Annotated in this window: 18 protein-coding genes; 13 read left to right on the top strand and 5 right to left on the bottom strand. The window is 68.4% G+C overall.

Annotated features, from left to right (window positions below; all coding sequences use genetic code 11):
- Positions 1-11: 11 nt before the first annotated feature.
- The 7 genes from ACFWNN_RS26370 (at position 12) to ACFWNN_RS26340 (ending at position 7,553) form a co-directional block, all read left to right on the top strand.
- Positions 12-911 carry an SIS domain-containing protein gene (locus tag ACFWNN_RS26370; protein WP_382442598.1) on the top strand — a complete coding sequence of 300 codons (900 nt, stop codon included), beginning with the start codon at positions 12-14 and terminating at the stop codon, positions 909-911.
- Entirely contained in the window at positions 908-1,819 is a 912-nt protein-coding gene (locus ACFWNN_RS26365; RefSeq protein ID WP_382442597.1) for a 1-phosphofructokinase family hexose kinase, read from the top strand. The genes ACFWNN_RS26370 and ACFWNN_RS26365 overlap by 4 nt, the downstream gene beginning before the upstream one ends.
- Positions 1,820-1,834: 15 nt before the next feature.
- Positions 1,835-2,656 carry a ketose-bisphosphate aldolase gene (locus tag ACFWNN_RS26360; protein ID WP_382442596.1) on the top strand — a complete coding sequence of 274 codons (822 nt, stop codon included), beginning with the start codon at positions 1,835-1,837 and terminating at the stop codon, positions 2,654-2,656.
- 3 nt (positions 2,657-2,659) lie between these two features.
- Entirely contained in the window at positions 2,660-3,946 is a 1,287-nt protein-coding gene (melA, locus tag ACFWNN_RS26355; RefSeq protein WP_382442595.1) for an alpha-galactosidase, read from the top strand.
- Positions 3,946-4,866: a carbohydrate kinase family protein gene (locus ACFWNN_RS26350; protein WP_382442594.1), complete on the top strand. Its 921-nt coding sequence runs from the start codon at positions 3,946-3,948 to the stop codon at positions 4,864-4,866. Before melA ends, ACFWNN_RS26350 begins: the two co-directional genes overlap by 1 nt.
- Before the next feature lie 53 nt (positions 4,867-4,919).
- A complete protein-coding gene (locus ACFWNN_RS26345) occupies positions 4,920-5,678 on the top strand; it encodes a DeoR/GlpR family DNA-binding transcription regulator (protein ID WP_382442593.1) in 759 nt (252 codons plus the stop codon).
- A gap of 534 nt (positions 5,679-6,212) precedes the next feature.
- Complete coding sequence (locus ACFWNN_RS26340) at positions 6,213-7,553, top strand: tachylectin-related carbohydrate-binding protein (RefSeq protein WP_382442592.1); 1,341 nt, start codon at positions 6,213-6,215, stop codon at positions 7,551-7,553.
- Positions 7,554-7,617: 64 nt separating this feature from the next.
- Here the strand turns inward: ACFWNN_RS26340 and ACFWNN_RS26335 are convergent, their stop codons facing one another.
- On the bottom strand, positions 7,618-10,128 hold the full coding sequence (locus ACFWNN_RS26335; RefSeq protein ID WP_382442591.1) for a tetratricopeptide repeat protein: 2,511 nt from the start codon (positions 10,126-10,128) through the stop codon (positions 7,618-7,620).
- Between the two features lie 648 nt (positions 10,129-10,776).
- On the opposite strand from ACFWNN_RS26335, the gene ACFWNN_RS26330 reads away from it, so the two are divergent.
- The 3 genes from ACFWNN_RS26330 (at position 10,777) to ACFWNN_RS26320 (ending at position 13,455) form a co-directional block, all read left to right on the top strand.
- Positions 10,777-11,544 carry a DinB family protein gene (locus ACFWNN_RS26330; RefSeq protein WP_382442590.1) on the top strand — a complete coding sequence of 256 codons (768 nt, stop codon included), beginning with the start codon at positions 10,777-10,779 and terminating at the stop codon, positions 11,542-11,544.
- 152 nt (positions 11,545-11,696) lie between these two features.
- Positions 11,697-12,647, top strand: coding sequence for a hypothetical protein (locus ACFWNN_RS26325; protein WP_382442589.1), 951 nt, complete (start codon positions 11,697-11,699; stop codon positions 12,645-12,647).
- Positions 12,553-13,455, top strand: coding sequence for a DUF5984 family protein (locus ACFWNN_RS26320; RefSeq protein WP_382442588.1), 903 nt, complete (start codon positions 12,553-12,555; stop codon positions 13,453-13,455). Before ACFWNN_RS26325 ends, ACFWNN_RS26320 begins: the two co-directional genes overlap by 95 nt.
- Here ACFWNN_RS26320 and ACFWNN_RS26315 read toward each other — a convergent pair.
- A complete protein-coding gene (locus tag ACFWNN_RS26315) occupies positions 13,440-14,021 on the bottom strand; it encodes a hypothetical protein (RefSeq protein WP_382442587.1) in 582 nt (193 codons plus the stop codon). The two genes, ACFWNN_RS26320 and ACFWNN_RS26315, sit on opposite strands and share 16 nt — an antisense overlap.
- A 260-nt stretch (positions 14,022-14,281) precedes the next feature.
- Here ACFWNN_RS26315 and ACFWNN_RS26310 point away from each other — a divergent pair, with 260 nt between their 5' ends.
- Entirely contained in the window at positions 14,282-14,794 is a 513-nt protein-coding gene (locus ACFWNN_RS26310) for a hypothetical protein (RefSeq protein ID WP_382442586.1), read from the top strand.
- Positions 14,795-14,919: 125 nt separating this feature from the next.
- A complete protein-coding gene (locus ACFWNN_RS26305) occupies positions 14,920-15,675 on the top strand; it encodes a class I SAM-dependent methyltransferase (protein WP_382442585.1) in 756 nt (251 codons plus the stop codon).
- A 60-nt stretch (positions 15,676-15,735) separates the two neighbouring features.
- Here ACFWNN_RS26305 and ACFWNN_RS26300 read toward each other — a convergent pair whose 3' ends face one another.
- The 3 genes from ACFWNN_RS26300 to ACFWNN_RS26290 form a co-directional block, all read right to left on the bottom strand.
- On the bottom strand, positions 15,736-16,161 hold the full coding sequence (locus tag ACFWNN_RS26300) for a nitroreductase family deazaflavin-dependent oxidoreductase (protein ID WP_382442725.1): 426 nt from the start codon (positions 16,159-16,161) through the stop codon (positions 15,736-15,738).
- Positions 16,162-16,237: 76 nt separating this feature from the next.
- Positions 16,238-16,624: a hypothetical protein gene (locus ACFWNN_RS26295; protein WP_382442584.1), complete on the bottom strand. Its 387-nt coding sequence runs from the start codon at positions 16,622-16,624 to the stop codon at positions 16,238-16,240.
- Positions 16,625-16,723: 99 nt separating this feature from the next.
- Complete coding sequence (locus tag ACFWNN_RS26290) at positions 16,724-17,308, bottom strand: TetR family transcriptional regulator (RefSeq protein WP_382442583.1); 585 nt, start codon at positions 17,306-17,308, stop codon at positions 16,724-16,726.
- Between the two features lie 41 nt (positions 17,309-17,349).
- On the opposite strand from ACFWNN_RS26290, the gene ACFWNN_RS26285 reads away from it, so the two are divergent.
- On the top strand, positions 17,350-18,123 hold the full coding sequence (locus ACFWNN_RS26285; protein WP_382442582.1) for a class I SAM-dependent methyltransferase: 774 nt from the start codon (positions 17,350-17,352) through the stop codon (positions 18,121-18,123).
- The last annotated feature ends 37 nt before the right edge of the window (positions 18,124-18,160 follow it).

Here is an 18,160-nt window from a genome sequence, read left to right as displayed (position 1 = left end):
AGGAATCCGCCATGCGCACTCAGCTGCACACCACCGAGGAGATCGCGTCCCAGCCCGCGTGCTGGCGCCGGGCGATCGCACTGGCCGCCTCGCCGGAGACCGCGGCCGCCCTGCCGGCGCCCGGCGAACGCGTCGCCGTCGTCGGGTGCGGCACGTCGTGGTTCATGGCCCAGGCCTACGCCCGGCTGCGCGAGGACGCGGGCCTGGGCGAGACGGACGCCTTCGCCGCGTCGGAGTTCCCGTTCGGCCGTGCCTACGACCGGGTGGTGGCGCTGACCCGTTCCGGGACGACCACCGAGGTCATCGACGTGGTGCGGCGGCTGTCCGTGCCCACGACGGCGATCGTCGGGACGCCGGGCACGCCCGTGACCTCGCTGGTCGATCACGTGGTGGCGCTGGAGTTCGCCGACGAACGCTCGGTCGTGCAGACCCGGTTCGCGACGACCGCTCTCGTGCTGCTGCGGGCCCACCTCGGCGAACGGCTGGAGCGCGCGGTGCTCGACGCCGAGCAGGCGCTGGCCGAGCCGTTGGGGGCAGACCTGGTGGAGCGCAACCAGTTCACGTTCCTCGGTGGCGCGCCGTGGACCACCGGACTGGCCGCCGAGGCCGCGTTGAAGATGCGGGAGGCGTCGCTGTCGTGGGCCGAGTCGTACCCGGCCGCCGAGTACCGGCACGGGCCGATCGCGATCACCGACGAGGGGTCGCTGGTGTGGTCGTTCGGCACGCCGCCGACCGGCCTCGACCTCGACGTGGCCGCTGCCGGTGGCCGGTGGGTGGCGCGCGACCGCGATCCGTTGGCGGAGTTGGTCGCGGTGCACCGGCTGGCCGTGGAGGTCGCGTTGCTGCGCGGCCTCGACCCCGACACTCCCCGCAACCTGACCCGCTCGGTGATCCTCGACGGCACGCCGTGAAGGTTCTGACCGTCACGTTGAACGCGGCGCTGGACGTCACGTATCGCGTCGACGCGCTGGAACCCGGTGCCACACATCGGGTTTCGGACGTCGCGGTGCGGGCCGGTGGCAAGGGCGTGAACGTGGCGCGGGTGTTGTGCGGGCTCGGAGTCTCCGTGGTGGCGTCCGGGTTCTGCGGCGGTGCGGCGGGGGAGTCGCTGCGCGCGGACCTGGCTCGATCCGGTGTGCCGCAGGCGATGTTCCCGATCTCCGGGGAGACGCGGCGGACGGTCGCGGTGGTCGGGTCGGCGGGGGAGGCGACGTTGTTCGCGGAGCCCGGGCCGATGGTCACGGCGGCCGAGTGGGACGGGTTTCTGGGCTGGTTCGGGGAGGTGGAGGCGGACGTCGTGGTGTTGTCGGGGTCGCTGCCGCTGGGGGTGCCGGGCGATGCCTACGCGACGCTCGTGCGGGCCTCGCGGGTGCCGGTGGTGCTGGACGCGGACGGACCGGCGTTGGCAGCGGGGGCGGCGGCAGGTCCGGCGGTGATCACGCCGAACCGCAGGGAACTCACCGCCGCGATCAAGTCGGACTGCCACGAACCTGCCGCTGCATCTGCCCCCACCCTCGACAACCCCCTCATTCTCGGTGCCGAAGCCGCTCTTGTCTCCGACGGTCCCCTCGGCATGACCCTCCACACCCTCGACGGCGTCTGGACCGCCGCCCCACCCGAAGTCCTCGCCGGCAACCCCACCGGTGCCGGCGATGCCGCCGTGGCCGCCCTCGTCGCCGCCTGGCACCTGCCGTGGCCACAACGGCTCGCCGAGGCTGTGGCGCTGTCCGCTGCGGCTGTGCGGGCCCCGCTCGCCGGCGACTTCGACCGTTCCTTCTACGACCAGCACCGGGCCGCCATCGTGCCCACACGACTCTGACGGGGACCACAGACCATGCCGTTGATCCAGCTTCGCGAGATCATCGACGGGCCCGCGCCGGTGCCCGCGTTCAACGTGATCCAGGTCGAGCACGCCGAGGCGATCGCCGCCGCAGCCGAGGAGACCGGCGCGTCGGTCGTGCTCCAGATCAGCGAGAACGCCGTGCGCTACCACGGATCTCTGCGACCGATCGGGGTGGCGGCGCTGTCCGTCGCCGCCGTCGCGCGCACGCCGATCGCCGTGCACCTCGACCACGCCACGTCCGAGGAACTGGTGCGGGAGGCGGTGCGGCTCGGGTTCGGGTCGGTCATGTTCGACGCCTCCGCGTTGCCGCACGAGGAGAACGTCGCGCGCACGGCGTCGGTCGTGCGGGAGTGCCACGAGGCCGGGGTGGCGGTCGAGGCGGAGCTCGGCGAGATCGGGGGCAAGGACGGCGTGCACGCGCCGGGGGTGCGCACCGATCCTCAGGACGCGGCGGCATACGTCGCGGCCACCGGGGTGGACCTCCTCGCCGTTGCGGTCGGGTCGTCGCACGCCATGCTCACGCGCGACGCCGAGCTGGACTTCGAACTGATCTCGTTGCTGTACAAGGCGGTGCCGGTGCCGTTGGTGTTGCACGGGTCGTCCGGGGTGGCGGACGAGAGTCTGGCGGCGGCGGTGCGGGCGGGGATGCGGAAGATCAACATCGCCACGCAGCTCAACAAGCACTTCACCGCGAGCGTGCGGACCGTGCTCGACGACCACCCGTCGCTCGTCGACCCCCGGCGCTACCTCGGTGCCGGTCGCGAGGCCATGTCCGCCGAGGTCGCTCGGCTCATCCGGGTACTGGAAGGCTGATCAATGTTCACCATCGCGTTCGTGGGCGCGGGTTCCGTCGAGTTCACCCGCCAGCTGCTCCGGGACGTCCTGTCGTTCCCCGAGCTGGCGGACTGCACGATCTCGTTGCACGACATCGACTCCGAACGGCTGGAGGTCGCGGCCGCGCTGGCCCGGCTGTCCGGGAGCTCGAACGTCCGCACCTCGCTGGTGCGCCGGGAAGCGTTGGAGGGCGCGGACGTCGTCGTCAACATGGTCGCGATCGGCGGGCATCAGGCGACCCTGACGGACTTCGACGTGCCCGAGTCGTTCGGGCTGCGGCAGACCATCGGCGACACCCTCGGCATCGGCGGGATCTTCCGGGGGCTGCGCACGTTCCCGTTCCTGGACGGGCTGGCGGCCGACGTGCTCGCCGTGTGCCCGGACGCGTGGCTGCTCAACTACACCAACCCGATGGCGATGAACATCCAGTACCTGGCGACCGTCGCGCCACGACTGAAGGTCGCGGGCCTGTGCCACTCGGTGCACTGGACGATCCACGACCTCAGCGCGTTGGTCGGGGTGCCGCACGAGGAGGTCGACTTCCTCTCGGCCGGGGTGAACCACCAGGCGTGGATCCTGCGGTGGCAGCACGAAGGCCGCGACCTGTACCCGGCGCTGGACGCCGCGATCGCCGAAGATCCCGGGCTGGCCCGGCGGGTGCGCGTGGACGTCTACCGCAGGTTCGGCTTCTACCCGACGGAGACGAGCGAGCACTCGTCGGAGTACGTGCCGTGGTACCTCCAGCATCAGTCCGAAGTGGAGCGACTGCGCCTGCCGGTCCGCGACTACGCCACGATCAGCGCGGAGAACGTTGCCACGTACGAGAAGACGCGGGACGCGCTGGCCGCCGGTGAGCCACCGCCGCCGCTGACGGACGACGCCGTCGAGTACGCGCCGCAGGTGATCCACAGCCTCGTGACGGGGCAACGGCGGACGATCCAGGTCAACGTCGCGAACGACGGGCTGATCACCAACCTGCCCGCCGGCGCGGCCGTCGAGGTGCCCGCCACGCTCGACCGGCTGGGCGTGCACCCGCACCACGTGGGCGCGTTGCCGCGGCAGCTGGCGGCGCTGAACCGGAGCTTCCTCAACGTGGTCGACCTGACCGTGGCCGCCGCCGTCGAGGGCGATCCCGCGCACGTCCGGCACGCGGCGTTGTGCGATCCGGCGACCGCGGCGGCGTTGACGGTCGGTCAGATCGACGATCTCGTGGTGGCGATGACGGCCGCGCACGGCGACCTGCTGCCGGTCGCGTTGCGGAGCGCGTGATGCTGGACCTCCTCGTCGTCGGTGACGCGAACCCGGACGTGCTCGTGTTCGGCGCGCCCGCCGCTCCGGCCTACGGGCAGGCGGAAACGCTGGTGCAGCAAGGGGTGCTGGCTCTCGGCGGGTCGGCGGCGATCGTCGCCCACGGGGCCGCGCGGCTGGGCCTGCGGGTCGGTCTGGCCGCGATGGTCGGCCGCGACACGGCCGGAGACTTCGTGCTGGACGAGCTGAGGTCCGCGGGCGTGGACATCAGCGCGTGCGTCCGGCACGAGTCGTTGCCGACGGCGTTGACCGTGTGTCTCAACCAGACCGGGGGAGACCGCGCGATCCTCACGGCCACAGGATGTCTGGCGGAGTTCGGTCCCGAGCACGTACCCGAAGTCGAGGCCCGACACGTGCACGCGGCGTCGTACTTCCTCCAGCCCCGCCTGGCCGCCGGCCTGCCCGAGATCTTCCGGAAAGCCGCGGGGAGCACGTCGCTCGACACCAACGACGACCCGTCCGGAAACTGGAAGGTGCAGCCGGAGTTGCTGCGCCACTGCACCTTCGTGCTGCCCAACCGGGCCGAGGCAGCGGCTCTGACCAGGGCAGAGGACCCTCTGGCCGCGTTCGCCGACCTGGGCGCGATCCCGGTCGTCAAGAACGGCGGCGACGGCTGCGAAGCCCTGTTCGGCGGCGAACGGATCACCGCACGCCCGCCCGTCCTGGAGCCCGTGGACACGGTAGGCGCGGGGGACTCGTTCGACGTGGGCTTCCTGGCCGGGTGGCTGCGCGACTGGGACCTCGCCTCCGCACTGACCCTGGGCGCGGCAGCGGGAGCGTTGTCGACCCGCGGACCGGGCGGCACGGCAACCCAGCCGACGTGGGCCGAGGCGTCCGCGCTGGCGCGTCAGGTAGAGATAACGCGCAGGCCGGATGCGTGATTAGGTCGCAAATTGCCGTAAAGCGAGCAGCATTCGTGCGCTATAGTGATCGGATGCGTCAAGAGCAGCGGCTAGCCGCCATCCTGGGCCAGCTCGCGGACACGGGCTCGGTCACCGTCACCGGGCTGGCCGAGACCCTCGACACGTCGGTCGCCTCGATCCGCCGCGACCTCCAGGCGCTGGAGGAGCAGAAGCTGCTCAAGCGAACCCACGGCGGCGCGGTCGCGGTCGAGGTCATCTACGAGCTGCCGCTGCGCTACCGGGTGGGCCAGCAGGAGGAGAAGCGGCAGATCGCCGGGGCAGCCGCCAAACTGGTGACCGAGGCAGTCCACTCCGTCGGCCTCAACGGCGGCACCACAACCACCGAGCTAGCCCGCCTGCTGGCGACCACCAGGTCGTTGAAGGTGGTCACGAACGCGCTGAACATCGCCTCAGACCTGTGCTCGCGCCCCACGATCGACCTGGTAGTAACGGGCGGCGGCGTCCGGCCGGAGAGCTACGAACTGGTGGGCCCGATCGCAGACCGAGCACTCGCGGGCATCAGCCTGGACCTGGTGTTCCTGGGCGTGGACGGCATCGACGCCCGCGCCGGCATCACCACGCACGACGAGGTAGAGGCCCAGACGGACAACTGCCTGCTGCGCACCGCGGCCCGCGTGGTCGTGCTCGCGGACGGCTCCAAGGTGGGCAAGCGGGCGTTCTCCCGCATCGCCGCCATCACCGACGTGCACGTGCTGATCACCGACTCGTCGGCGAACACCGAGGAGCTGGACCGGCTGCGCGCGGCGGGCGTCGAGGTCGTCGTCGCCTGAGGCTGCTCGAGGTCGAGCACGAACATCGGGATCAGGCGGCCACGCTGCGTTCCCACCACGCGGCGTGCTCGTCGCCGTCGACCTCGCGGGCCGTGAGTCCTTCAACTCGGCACCGTCCTGGAGCACGATCTCGGGGTGTGCCTTGATGTTGGCGCAACAACACCCCTGTTTTCGGGGATCCGGTAACAGGTCCCTTCTCGGCCGTTTGTGCGCCCGTGCGAGAGCGGTGCGGGACACATCCAGGACTCCTCCGCGAGTCAGTGTCGCGAGCATCGAGGGTGTTGTGCCTCAGCATCCGTTGATCGGCATGAACACGCTCAAGCAACCCGCTTTGCACAATTGACAGTCCGCCATGGAAGTTCAAGGGATTGATCAGGCGGCGGTTGATGATGTTGCTGGCTCGGAACGTCTTTCACGGGCCGTCAAGGTGCCGGTCAGCGGCCGGTCGTGGACCTGTCACACCGCCGCTGTGCACGGGACGCTCCTGTCCGGGTGGTGCGCGACGCCGGGTGCCGCTCAGACGAGGAGGGAATGATGAGACGACTGACCACGATCATCGTCACAGCCGCGGTGGTGGCAGTGGGACTGCTGGGAGGTGGGGGCACCGCCGCCGCCGCACCGGATGTCGGGGTCCAGGCGGCCTGCCTCGACAACGGCAACGATCTCGTGCCGTCGCGCAGCGAGGCGCTGCGCCGGGCACGGTCGTGGCTGGACCGCGTTGACACGAGTGCCGACCCGATCAACTATCACGGCGACTACGTGCCGTACTCGCAGGTTTCCTGCCACAGCAACAGCTACGGCTCGTACCGGCAGGACTGTTCCGGGTTCCTCGCCATGGCCTGGGGGATGGGTGGCCGGGGGGACGCCTGGTACACGGGCAATCTGCGGCCGGCGTACTCCAGCGGGCGAACCGTCTCGATCGCCCAGTCGCAGCTCGCTCCAGGGGACGCACTGCTGCTGCACATCGCGGACAGCGACCCCAACAACGACCACGCCGCCCTGTTCGTGGCATGGGTCTCCGGCGGCGCGCTGGTGTACGAGCAGACCGGGGCGGTTGACCGGACCCGGGCGGCCGTCTGGTCCCAGTCCAAGGTCAACTCCTACTCTCCCATTCGCTATGCGAAGCTCGCCAACGACGTCGTGTCCGGCCAGTTGGGCCGGTTGAACATCGTCTCCGACGACGGGGCACTGAGCTGGTACAGGCACACCGGCTGGTCTTCAGGAACGCCGAGCTGGGAATCCTGGTTCACCGCGGGCGCCGGGTTCCAGAACTTCGACAAGCTCGTCGCCGCGGACCGGACCCTGTTCGGTGTCCGCCCGAACGGCAACATGCAGTGGTACCGCTACGACACCGACCAGGGGTTCGCCGCGGCCAGCGGCGCGCTGATCGGCAGCGGGTGGAACATCTTCAAGTTCGTCATCTCTGCCGGCTCTGGGGTCATCTACGGGGTCTCCTGGACCGGCGCCCTGTACTGGTACCAGTATCGCGGAACGCCTGGTTCTGGCGGTTCCTGGGCGCCGAACTCCGGCAAGATCATCGGAGAAGGCTGGCACACGTTCCGTTCGGTCACCGCGTCCAACGGGGTGCTCTACGCCGTCGGACACGACGGATCGCTGCGGTGGTACCGGTATCTCACGCCGGACGACGGCTCGGGCGTCGCGTGGGCTGGAAGCAGCGGGGCGACCATCGGGTCCGGCTGGGTCGAGGGAACCTGCAACTACCAGACCGTTCTCGCGGCCGGTGACGGCCGGATCTATGCCGCCGACCAGGCAGGAGTTCTCCACTGGTGGCGCCACACCGATCCGACGAACGGCTCGGCCAGTTGGGCACCTGTCGCACCGTGTGGCAACACGGTCGGCGACGGCTGGCTGTGAGGTAGGACGGAGGTCTGCGAGGGTGACCTTCTTACCAGCGGTGGAGCGGGTCGGCCGGCTCGCTCTACCGCTCGGTCAGCACGTCCGGATCGCAGTGGCAGCCCCATGAACTGCGCCAGGTGTCGAGCTCTTCCGCTTCCCTTGTGCGGTGGGCGCGGAAGATGGTCATGGCCTCCGCCCAGTGCGGGTGGGCCTGGGTGCAGTCCGATTCGACGGCATGTGCCGCCCCGATGTCCCGGAGTGTGCGAGCTTGCCAGAGGAGGAGGTGAAGGTGACGCCAGATCGTCATGGCCTGGGTCAGCCAGCGCAGGGCGGACTCGGCGTCGCCTTCCGCCAGGTGCAGTTCGCCGATCGTGCGGAGCATGAGCGCGACGCCAAGGCGATCCTGGTGTTCCTGGCACACGCGCAGGTTGTTCAACAGCGCCGGTCTCGCCCGGTCGGTTGCGCCGCGGCGGATCCAGACCTTTGCCAGTGCCTGCGAGGTGTAGCACCGCAGGTGCCGGTCGCCGGTTGTCTCGATGATCCGGTCTGCTCGTTCGCAGAACTGTTCGGCCAGCGCGTGTTCGTCGCGGGCCCGGTGGATCAAGCCGATGCCCCGGATCGCGATCGCCTCGCCGCGGTGGTGTCCGATGCGGCGGTACTGGCGTGCCGCTTCTTCCAAGTGGTGTGCTGCCAGTTCGTCGTGGCCCAGTTCCCGGTGTGCGTAGCCGATTCCGTAGAGCGCGTGCGCGACGCCGTGCCAGTCGCCCAGTGCGAACAAGGCTTCCCGGGCTCGTTCGTGGTACTGCAGGGCCAGGTCGTGTTCGCCCAGCTCACGGTGAGCCGTGCCGATGCCGTTGGTCGCGACCGCTTCGCCGTGTGGGTTCCCGCCCGCGCGGAAGCGGTCGATGGCCAGCTGGAAGTGGTGCTTCGCTTCGGCGAAGCGGTCTTCGGTGTACCGGAGCTGACCGAGGCCGCATTCCAGCGCGGCCCGCCCCGAGTCGTTGCCTGCCGCGTCAGCGGCGGCGCAGGCCGCGGCGTGGGTGCGGTCCCAGCCGTCGAACCGGTTGTACGTGCCGAAAACGGCGAACACCAGGGCCTCGGCCAGTGCGCAAGCGAGCCGATCCAGTCCGAGCGCGCTCGCCCGCTCGACCATCGCGACCAGCATCGGTTCATCGTCAAGCAGTTCGGGGCCGTAACCTTCGTCGACTGCGAGCCAGCTCGGGTCCAGGTCCGGCTGGTACATGCGGCGCACGGCCACCGGCAGATGCTCGGCCACCCCCTCGACCGCCCGCAGTGCCTGCGTGATCGCGCGCACCACGGCCGTCGTCCGGTCGTCGACGCTCTCCTCCGCCTCGGCGCATTCCCTGGCGTAGATCCGGACGAGGTCGTGCATGCGGTACCGGATCCGACCGCCCGTCTTCGAGATGTACTCGACCAGCCGTGCGTCGGCGAGCCGGTCGAGGACGTCCTCCGCTGCGGCGACGGACACGGCGAGCAGTGCGGCGGCGGTCGACGCCGAGAAGTCGGACGGGTCGAGGAAACCGAGCAGCCGAAACGCCCGTTTGCCTGTCCCGTCGAGTCCGCGGTAGCTGACCGCGAGCGACGAGCGCACGCCGAACTCGCCGAGCCTGAGCTCGTCCAGTCTGCGCCGCTCGTCACCCATCCGGCCCACCAGCGTCGCGACCGGCCACTGTGGACGGTTGGCCAGCCGCGCACCTGCGATCCGCACCGCCAGCGGAACCCGATCGCACAGCCGCACAAGGGTTTCGGCGGCGCCCGAGTCCTGGTCGAGCCGGGTGTCGCCGATGATGTGCCGGAGCAGATCCAGGGCGTGCGACTCGCTCATCGCCTGGACGTCGAGCGTGATCACCCCTGGCAGACCGGCGACCGGCGCACGGCTGGTGATGATCACCCCACAGCCTGGATGGCCTGGCAGGAGTGGCGCCACCTGCTCGAGGCCGCCCGCGTCGTCGAGCACAACCAGGACGCGCCGGGCCGCGAGGGTGAGCCGGTACCGCTCGACCTTCTCGTCGAGGCTGCGCGCTGACGCGGCGGCCGACTCGTTGAGCGCGTGCAGCAATCGCCCGAGCGCCTCGTCGGGAGGCACCGGGTTCGCTTGTGTCCCACGGAGGTTGATGAACATGCCACCGTCGGGGTAGGTCCGGCGCAGGCGGTGGGCGACGTGCACCGCGACCGTCGTCTTGCCCATCCCGGCCGCTCCGGCCAGCGCGACCACCGGAACTGCGGTGTCGGCCGCCTGCCGTTCGGCCAGCCGCGCCTCCATGACCGCGATCTGCTCGTCCATCCCCGTGAAGTCGGCGGTGTCCGACGGCAGGGAGAAGACCGGCGATGGCCGCCGCGCCACCACGTCGGCGTCGTCCTCGGCGAGCGCGGACGCGACGAAGACATCGCGGTCCTCGCCCGCGAGGTTCAGCCCGTCCGCCAGAAGCCGCACGGTGTCGTTGCGGGGTCGGCGGATGAGACCGTTCTCGAGCTTTCGGATGGTGCGCACGCCCAAACCGGACCGCTCGGCAAGCGCCTCCTGGGTAAGACCGGCACGCCGACGCCGAGCACGCAAGACCGAACCGAACACCGGCCCCTCCTGGCTACCTCGGCTCCCAGAAAAAGCCTACCGTCGGCATGCTCCGAACTCAGCAAGGTTCGGGAACGTCAGGTTTCCTCCTGGCCGAGCAACAGACGTTGCACCCGTACCGCCAGTTCGGTCGGCTGCTGACGTTGGCGATCTCGTCGACGGCCAGCCGCACCACGCCACCGGCAGATGCCGTCGATCCGCGAGCACAGCCGGTGCCGGAGCATGTCGAGTTCCGCGCATAGCGCCGTTCGCCGGAACATGGCTGCCGCCTGCAAAGGCCGGACCGGCCTCGCCACGCACACCGGTCAGCCCGGCAACGCTGTCATCGGCATGAGCGAGCGACCTGCGGCTGGGGAGTACGTTCCCGCTGACGAAGGAACGTCGTTGCAGGTGCGGGCCGGTCGGTCCAAATCGCGCGGTCAACCTCTACCCGAGATACTTCGGTCATCTGTACAAAGGCTTGCTCGCTCACGATGACGGTGTCTGCAGGCGTAGGAAGCCGCGCCGGTGTGAGGGCGTGAGCGCCACCGCACCTCATGACGCCACCGTGGCCACGACCTCGACGCCGTACTTCGTCTTCCGTGGCGGGCCCGCTTCAGATCACTGCCGAACCTGGCGTGGGCGTGACGACTGAGCGAGACTGCTCCGATGGTTTCCGAATACGCCCAGAACGACCAACTCCGCGGCGCTCGTATCCACCTGAGCAACCTCGATGGTCTCGAGATCCGCGATTGCGAGGTGACTGGTCTGAAGATCGTCGACTGCTACGGCAGCGACGTCTACCTCGGCGGCTTCTTCGAGCGCCTCGTCGTCAACGACGTTGACGTGACCGCCTACGTCGAGGCTGAACTCGACCGCCGGCATCCCGCGCGGGTGCTGGCGCGGGATGCGGCTTCCCCCAAGGACTACCGGGCTGCTTGGGACGCCATCGAGACCCTGTGGGACGCGACGCTCGACCGGGCGAAGCAGTTGCCCGAGGCCGCACTGCACGAGCAAGTCGATGGCGAGTGGTCGTTCGTCGAGACGCAGCGGCATCTGCTGTTCGCCTGCGATGCGTGGTTCGGGAACGCCGTGCTGGAGGAGGAAGCGCCCTACCACCCGTTGGGCCTCCCCGCCGGGGGGACGCCGCCGGAGGAGGCGGCGAAGCTCGGCCTCACCCTTGGAGCCACCCCGACGCTCGAGGAGGTGCTGGCGCCGCGGCTCGCTCGCATGGCCGCGATGCGGCGTGTCGTCGACGGGCTCACCGCGGACGAACTCGACCGAGTGTGTGGCCGCAAACCGGCGGACATGTATCCCGAGCAGGAGTACGTCGTGCGCCGCTGCCTCAAAGTTGTGCTGAAGGAAGAAGCCGAGCACCACCGGTACGCGGTGCGCGACTTGGCGGTGCTTGAGGCAGGTGTGCGTGAACGGCAGTAGTTCCCGCGTGGACTCCGACCAGGTGGCGACGCGGCGTAGCTGCGAATGACCGCACGCTCATCGGAATGAGAGCGCTCGGCAGCATTGGAGTGCGTTCCCTCCGGTTGTGGAATGTCGTTGCGGATGTTGGCCGGCTGGATCATGATCGCGCCGTGGAACTTGACTGGGGCTACTTTCGGGAGCTGTTCGGAGGGTTGTTCCGTCACGATGACGGCGTTGGCGAGCGTCGGGCGTACCTGAGCAGTGAGAGGCCGACCGCAGCCGAGCATCTGGTCGAGTTGGAGGCGCTGCGGAAACGGGAGCAAATACCCGCCGGCGGCTACGTCGAAGACGACGAGCAGTTGTGGCGGATCATGAAGCTGTACGGGCTCAGCCGTGTCAGTGACCTCCTGATCGAAGGGTTCTGCACACAGGGAGAACCACCCACCGAGTTCAGCGCCACCGGAGAACGTGCCGGCATTAGGGGCGGCGTCACCGGTGGGGTGAAGTCCGACGAGCTCGCCGTGCACACGGAGTTCTTCTCGGGCATCGGGCTGACCCCGTTCGACCACGCCGAGGCGTTCTCCCCGTTCCACCACGAGATCTTCACCGTGGTTCAGGATCCCTCGGCGACGAGCGTGACCGTGGAGGAGGTGTTGTGGCCCGGCTTCTGGTTCGGCGACCTGCTGTTCAGTCGCGCCGGTGTGCGAGTGCGGGCGCCGCAGCACCTCATCGACGCCACTGCGGCCACGACCTCGACGCTGTATTTCACCTACTGTCGCGAGCCGCGTCGGACTGATGACCTTTCGCACGGCTGGGGTTCGAACTCACAGTGGCGAACGTGCTTCAGCCGGTTCTACTCGGATGAGGAGGGGCTGCATCTCAACTGGGACGGCGAGGTGGACATCGCCGTTGATCCTCCGGAACCCCGAGCAGGTTGGTCTGAGGACGAGATGGAACCGCTGCACCAGCGCCGAGAACTCCTGCTGCATCGTTGTCTTGTCAGCAATCCGCTGCCGGCTGACGAGAGTGACCGGTACCCCTACGGCGATCGACTCAGCTTCACCTCCGCAGAGTGGCCGCTACGCCCGGAGTCATTCGTGGCCATGTCGAATACCAAGTAGTGCGAGCGCCCTCGGCCAGTGTGCAAAGTGCTCGACAGCCGTCCAAGACCGCAAGCACACTGCGAGCGTGATCCGTTTTCGATTCCGTCTCAGACCACTGGCCGATGTGGAGCCCTGGGGTGATCGCATCCTGCACTGGTTTGCCTTGACAGACGGCTGGTACTGGATCGAAGTGGACGGGCACCGGTTGTTCCACCACCCGGCGAACGCAGACGGGGAACAGCCCTCACCGGTCGACTACTACGTCGTCCGCTTGTGGGAGGACATCCAGGAAGTGCTGCCGTCGCTGCTGGAACCGGTGCCCGCGGATCTCGTCCACCTCATGACCAGTGATCAGGACGCGTGGCGCGGGGCGGATGCCGAGGAAACGGCTCTCGACTGGTACAGCAGCCATTTCATGTACACGAGTTACCTCGTCGCCTCCCCGTACATCCTGTGGTGGCGATCGGTCACCGACCGCGACACGATCACCGTCGACTGGCGTCACCGCGCCGGGAACGGACTTAATTGCACCGTGCCGAGGCAGGGGCGGGCAGTTGTCGACACCGAGACGTTCCTGCGAGCCGTGGAGGAGTTCGACCGGGAACTGATTGCCGCTATGGACCAGCGCATCGCCGAGATCGAGGCCGGCGGGCTGGCTGCGGACATCCGAGTCGACCTCGAGCAACTCCACCGCGAACACCGGCATCGTTCAGGATCTCTGGCGGCAGCCATGCGCCGCGTCCCCGACACGGACTGGTCAGCCGTTCGTGAGGGCGCCGCGCGCATCTTCTCGACGCGGACCCCGGACGTTCAGAAGCCGCTGTGATGGAGTGAGAGCCAGTCGGTGTGACGGTGTTTCACGGCGTCGCGGTCGACAGGCGTGGGCAAGAGGACGTCGGCGCCTCCGTCGTAGGGGTGGTGGATCCGGTCGAAGGTCAGGCTGGTGATCATCACTCCAGCGGTGAGATCGTCGGCCACGGCGCGGAGCAGGTCGTCCGCCAGACCACGTCGCCAGGACACGCGGCTTGCGTGCAGGTGGATGTAGGTGATGAAGTCCGGATCCGTTTCGTCCTCGTGGGTGCGCAAGGACGTCCAGTGACCCGCATCGGGATGCCAGCGCGAATGACGCTCGGGCAGCGCCGGAGGCTCGGGTCCGTCCGACCAGGTGGCTGTGACGATCCGGACCTCCTGCCCGCGGAACAGTTCGTCCAGGACCGTGTTGTAGCGGTGGAGCACAATGTCGTACTCGGAACTGTCTTCGGGATAGCGCTTGGATTCCGGCAGGCTGTGGAAGCGCACCCACCGGTCCCGGTAGACGTGCTTCAAGTTGTCCGCCAGCGGAGGACAATGGGGCCACTGCTGTTGCCACAGCGCCGACAGGTCGTCAGTCACGTGGTTGTTTCTCCCATGGGTAGTGGACCTGTCGGATTCAGTCGACGGGCTTGCTGAGCCTAGGCACGGAGTCGTCTTCGCGCAGTCCATTTCCGCTGTCGTCGACGCACGCTCATCGGCAGATGCGGATGGTTCGATGCCGTGTTTGTCGAACTGGCCGGGTGTTGCCCTGCATGCTGACGGGTGTGACAGGACAGGATGGCGCTCAAGATCAGAGGTGGGCTCGGCTAGCTACCGCACGCATTGCGTACGAGAGCCAAGTGGCATCCTCCTACGACGAGGTGCTCCTTGACGTAGTGGCGCGTGTTCAAGCCGCGGGAAGCATTGGCAAGTCCGACATCGGCGCGCTGCTCGTGTGGAAGCGGCTTCGAGCAGATACTCCGTGGGCGCGCCGGCTGATGAGCCTGCCGGACCTCGAGGTGCGCGCCACCACGGCGCGTGCCGTGGCCGCGGTCTGTGACGAGCGCGTGTCGACACCGGCGGCAGCGTCCCAGGGGCGTCGACTGCTGAGTTCGCTGCCGGGCTTCACGAAAGGAGACGCCCTGGCCTCCGCGTTGCTGGTAGCCGCCGCCCCACACCGGATGGCCGTGTACGACACACGAGCCCACCGCGGTCTGGAATTTCTGGGCGGGACCTTGTCCTCGTCTCCCGGTCGATACGGCCGCTACATGCAGTTGATCGACGACCTGCTCACCCTGGCTCACCAGCATGATCACACCTGGATCGCCCGCGACGTCGATCTCGCCCTCTACTGGCTCGGAAGATCGCACTGACACCGGCACGTGCTCTGCGGCGTGAGCGGACGGGTTGCCCTGACAAACCATTGGTGAACCGACTTGCTCCGCTGATCTACTGGCGTGCCACCGTGAAGTATGCCGCGTGACGGAGGTACTGGGTTGTGACGGGCTATGACGCGCTTGCCGAGGTGTACGAGTGGCTCATCTCCGATGCGAAGCTGGCTCCGGCCGAGTTCGCTGCGTCGTTCGAGGACGTCCTCAGCCTCCTGCCGTCGAACGCCCACGTCCTCGATTGCTCTTGTGGGACCGGACAGTTGGCGGTTGGCCTCGCCGGTCGTGGCATCCAGGTTGTCGCGACTGACGCCAGCGAAGCGATGGTGCGTCGGACTGCGGAGTTGTCCGAGGAGTTCGGGGCATTTGTTCGGGCCCTGCGGGCGGACTGGGAAGAGTTGCCCGGCCATTTCGATGACGACACCTTCGACATGGTGTTCTGCGTTGGCAACTCGCTGCACCACGCCGTCGGCGCGCGGGGCAGGGGCGCTGCTCTGGAGTCGATGTCACGGCTGCTGCGCCGTGGCGGGCGTTTGGTGCTCACCTCTCGCACGTGGGAACTCGTGAGGGCCAAAGGTTCCCGGCTGGACATCGGTGAACGACTTGTCCGCCGGAACGGGCGTGATGCCGTCGTGGTCTACCGGTGGGAGATTGCGCCGCTTTGGGAGGAGGAGCACCACGTCGAGATCGCGATCGCGGAAGTGGATGCGGCCGGGGCGGTTCTTGTCCGCTCGGAACTGCTGTCGTGCTGGCCCTACCGATACGACGAACTCGAAGTCGAGTTGCGGCGGGTCGGGCTTCGGATCGAAATGAGCACGTTCAACCCTGAGACCGACAACTACATGGTGGTGGCGAGCAAGGCGTAGACAGCTGCACGACCACCTGGTGGGGCTGTCACTGCGATCGTGAGGGACAGCCCCGGCGGGTCACTTGGGGTCGAGTACGAACAGCGGGATCAGGCGGTCCGTCTTCTCCTGGTACTCCGCGTAGTTCGGGAAGGCGTCGACAGCGCGTTCCCACCACTCCGCGCGCTCGGTGCCGTCGGCCTCGCGAGCTACGTAGTCCTTCGTCTCGGTGCCGTCCTGCAGAAGGATCTCCGGATGCGCTTTGATGCTGTGGTACCAGGCCGGGTGCTCGGGCGCGCCGCCCTTGGAGGCCACGACGGCGTAGCTGCCGTTGTGCTCCACGCGCATGACCGGCGTGTAGCGCAGTTCGCCGGTCTTGGCGCCGCGCACTGTCAGCAGCACGATCGGCCTGTTGAGGACCTTCACGCCCTCTGTGGTGCCCGTTTCCAGGATCTTCGCCGTCTGGTCCCGCACCCACCCGGTGGGGCTGAGCTTCGCCTGTGCCATGTCCACGATCAACGATTCTGCGGCAGCTCTCATTCCCCCGCAGATCAGGATGAAGCCCGACGTGGACGCTTCGCCGTCAGTCGATCTTCTCGGCGGACAGGAGGATCTTCGTGTTGCAGTCGACGACCGTGCCGGCCGCCACGTTCTGCTTCGTGGTCTTCCAGTTGCGGTCGTTGATGAGCAGTCGGCCCTGACCGCTGGCGTCTTCCTCGGTCAGGAGGAACAGGCCGGCCTTCTGCATGGTGTCCTGCGCGGTCTGGTGGATCATGCCGACGACGTCGGGGACCGTGCAGGTCTTCACTGCCGGTGCGGGCGCGACCGTGGTGGCTGCGGCTGGTGCCGTCGTCTGGAGCGGCGCTGGGGTGGTCGCTGCGGGTGTGCTCGCGGCGGTCGTCGAGGGCGGCGCGGTTCCACACGCGGAGGCGGTGAGCAACAGCAAAAGGGCGGCAACGGCAATGCGCATGTGTGGCCTGTCGCAGCCCGCCAAGATCGTGTTACGCAGTGTCACTCGACTGGGTGTGTCTGTCTTCCACTCCGGCGCTGGCTTTCGCTGTGTCCGGCCTCATTCCCGGATGGCGCCTGCCAGCACCGTCGTGACGACTTTCCGCACTTCGTCCGCCGGCACGTCACTCGACTCGGTGAACCGCAGGTGTGCGGCGCCGATCACCGTGGGTGCGAGGGCGTCGATGTCGGCGTCTGGGGCGATCCGGCCCGCGTTCTGCTCGGCCTTCAGGTAGTCGGCGACCAGGGCTGTCGCTTCGCCTACCAGTGGCAGTCGGGAGGTGCCCGCCTCCCGCAGGCGGCGGCGCAGCTCGTCACGGGCGATGACCAGGACGATGATCGCCACCATGACCGGGTCGAAGCCTCTGATCAGGGCGTTCGTCAGGTTGTTCGCGACGGTGCCGGATCCTGCGGCGTGCTGCAGTTCGGCCGACTGCGCGTTGACCTGGGAGATCCGGTCCAGCACCAGTTCGGTGAGGAAGCCGTCGAAGTCGGTGAAGTGCCGGTGCAGGACGCCCTTGGCCACGCCCGCCTCGGTCGTGACGGACCTGCTGGTCAGCTCGCTCGCGCCGTCCCTGAGCAGGACGCGTGCGGCGGCGTCGAACAGCTGCTGGCGCGCGTCGCGCAGCGCTACCCCGGTGGGCAATGACTACTCCTTAGTGGGCGCTTGCCCACTAGAGTGGGCGCATGGTCACTTTACCGCCGCACAGTCATCGAGCGGTGGCGGAGTCGTTCGGCACCGACCCCGCCCGCTACGACCGCACCCGTGCCGCTTATCCCGAGCCGGTGCTCGATCGGCTGGTCGGCCACGACGTCCTCGACGTCGGGTGTGGGACCGGCATCGTCGCCCGTCAGCTGCTGGAACGCGGCCGTGCGGTCCTCGGAGTGGAGCCGGACCGGCGGATGGCCGAGTTCGCGTCGGGGACCGGCGTCGCCGTCGAGGTCGCGACGTTCGAGGAGTGGGAGCCGGCCGGGCGTGTCTTCGACGCCGTCGTGTCCGGGACGGCCTGGCACTGGATCGAGCCGGTCGCGGGTGCCCGGAAGGCGGCGCTGGTCCTGCGTCCGGGAGGCGTGCTGTCGCCGTTCGGGCACGTCTACGAACTTCCCGAGGCCGTTGCTTCCGTGCTGGCCTCGGAGTTCCGGCGCTTGCTCCCCGACTCGCCGATCGTGCCTCGAACGTCCATGTTGGACGCGTACGAAGGGCTGTACGTCCGGGCTGCCGACGGAATCCGTGCGGCTGGTGGGTTCGGCGAGCCGGAGATCTGGCGGCACGACTGGGAACGCTCCTGTACTCGTGCCGAACTGCTGGACATGATTCCGACCTCCGGCGGTCTCACGATGCTGCCACCGTCTGATGTGGACTCGTCGCTCGCCGCCGTCGGTGCTGTGACCGGCGACACGGTCACCTTGAGGTACTCGACGTGGGGGCTCACGGCTGTTCGTTCGGGCAACCAGACCTGAGGCTGAGGGGGATATCAGGCGATCGTCAGGGGAAACC

The sequence above is a fragment of the Lentzea sp. NPDC058450 genome, assembly GCF_042721395.1.
GTDB lineage: Bacteria > Actinomycetota > Actinomycetes > Mycobacteriales > Pseudonocardiaceae > Lentzea.
The sequence above is the reverse complement of the archived record's forward strand: the minus strand, read 5'-3'. Positions and strand labels throughout refer to the sequence as shown.

Bases quoted from the DNA above. Each gene is read 5' to 3' on its own strand.
- ACFWNN_RS26370 (WP_382442598.1), top strand. From the start codon at position 12: ATGCGCACTCAGCTGCACACCACCGAGGAGATCGCGTCCCAGCCCGCG.
- ACFWNN_RS26360 (WP_382442596.1), top strand. From the start codon at position 1,835: ATGCCGTTGATCCAGCTTCGCGAGATCATCGACGGGCCCGCGCCGGTG.
- melA (WP_382442595.1), top strand. From the start codon at position 2,660: ATGTTCACCATCGCGTTCGTGGGCGCGGGTTCCGTCGAGTTCACCCGC.
- ACFWNN_RS26350 (WP_382442594.1), top strand. From the start codon at position 3,946: ATGCTGGACCTCCTCGTCGTCGGTGACGCGAACCCGGACGTGCTCGTG.
- ACFWNN_RS26345 (WP_382442593.1), top strand. From the start codon at position 4,920: ATGCGTCAAGAGCAGCGGCTAGCCGCCATCCTGGGCCAGCTCGCGGAC.
- ACFWNN_RS26340 (WP_382442592.1), top strand. From the start codon at position 6,213: ATGAGACGACTGACCACGATCATCGTCACAGCCGCGGTGGTGGCAGTG.
- ACFWNN_RS26330 (WP_382442590.1), top strand. From the start codon at position 10,777: ATGGTTTCCGAATACGCCCAGAACGACCAACTCCGCGGCGCTCGTATC.
- ACFWNN_RS26300 (WP_382442725.1), bottom strand. From the start codon at position 16,161: ATGGCACAGGCGAAGCTCAGCCCCACCGGGTGGGTGCGGGACCAGACG.
- ACFWNN_RS26295 (WP_382442584.1), bottom strand. From the start codon at position 16,624: ATGCGCATTGCCGTTGCCGCCCTTTTGCTGTTGCTCACCGCCTCCGCG.
- ACFWNN_RS26285 (WP_382442582.1), top strand. From the start codon at position 17,350: ATGGTCACTTTACCGCCGCACAGTCATCGAGCGGTGGCGGAGTCGTTC.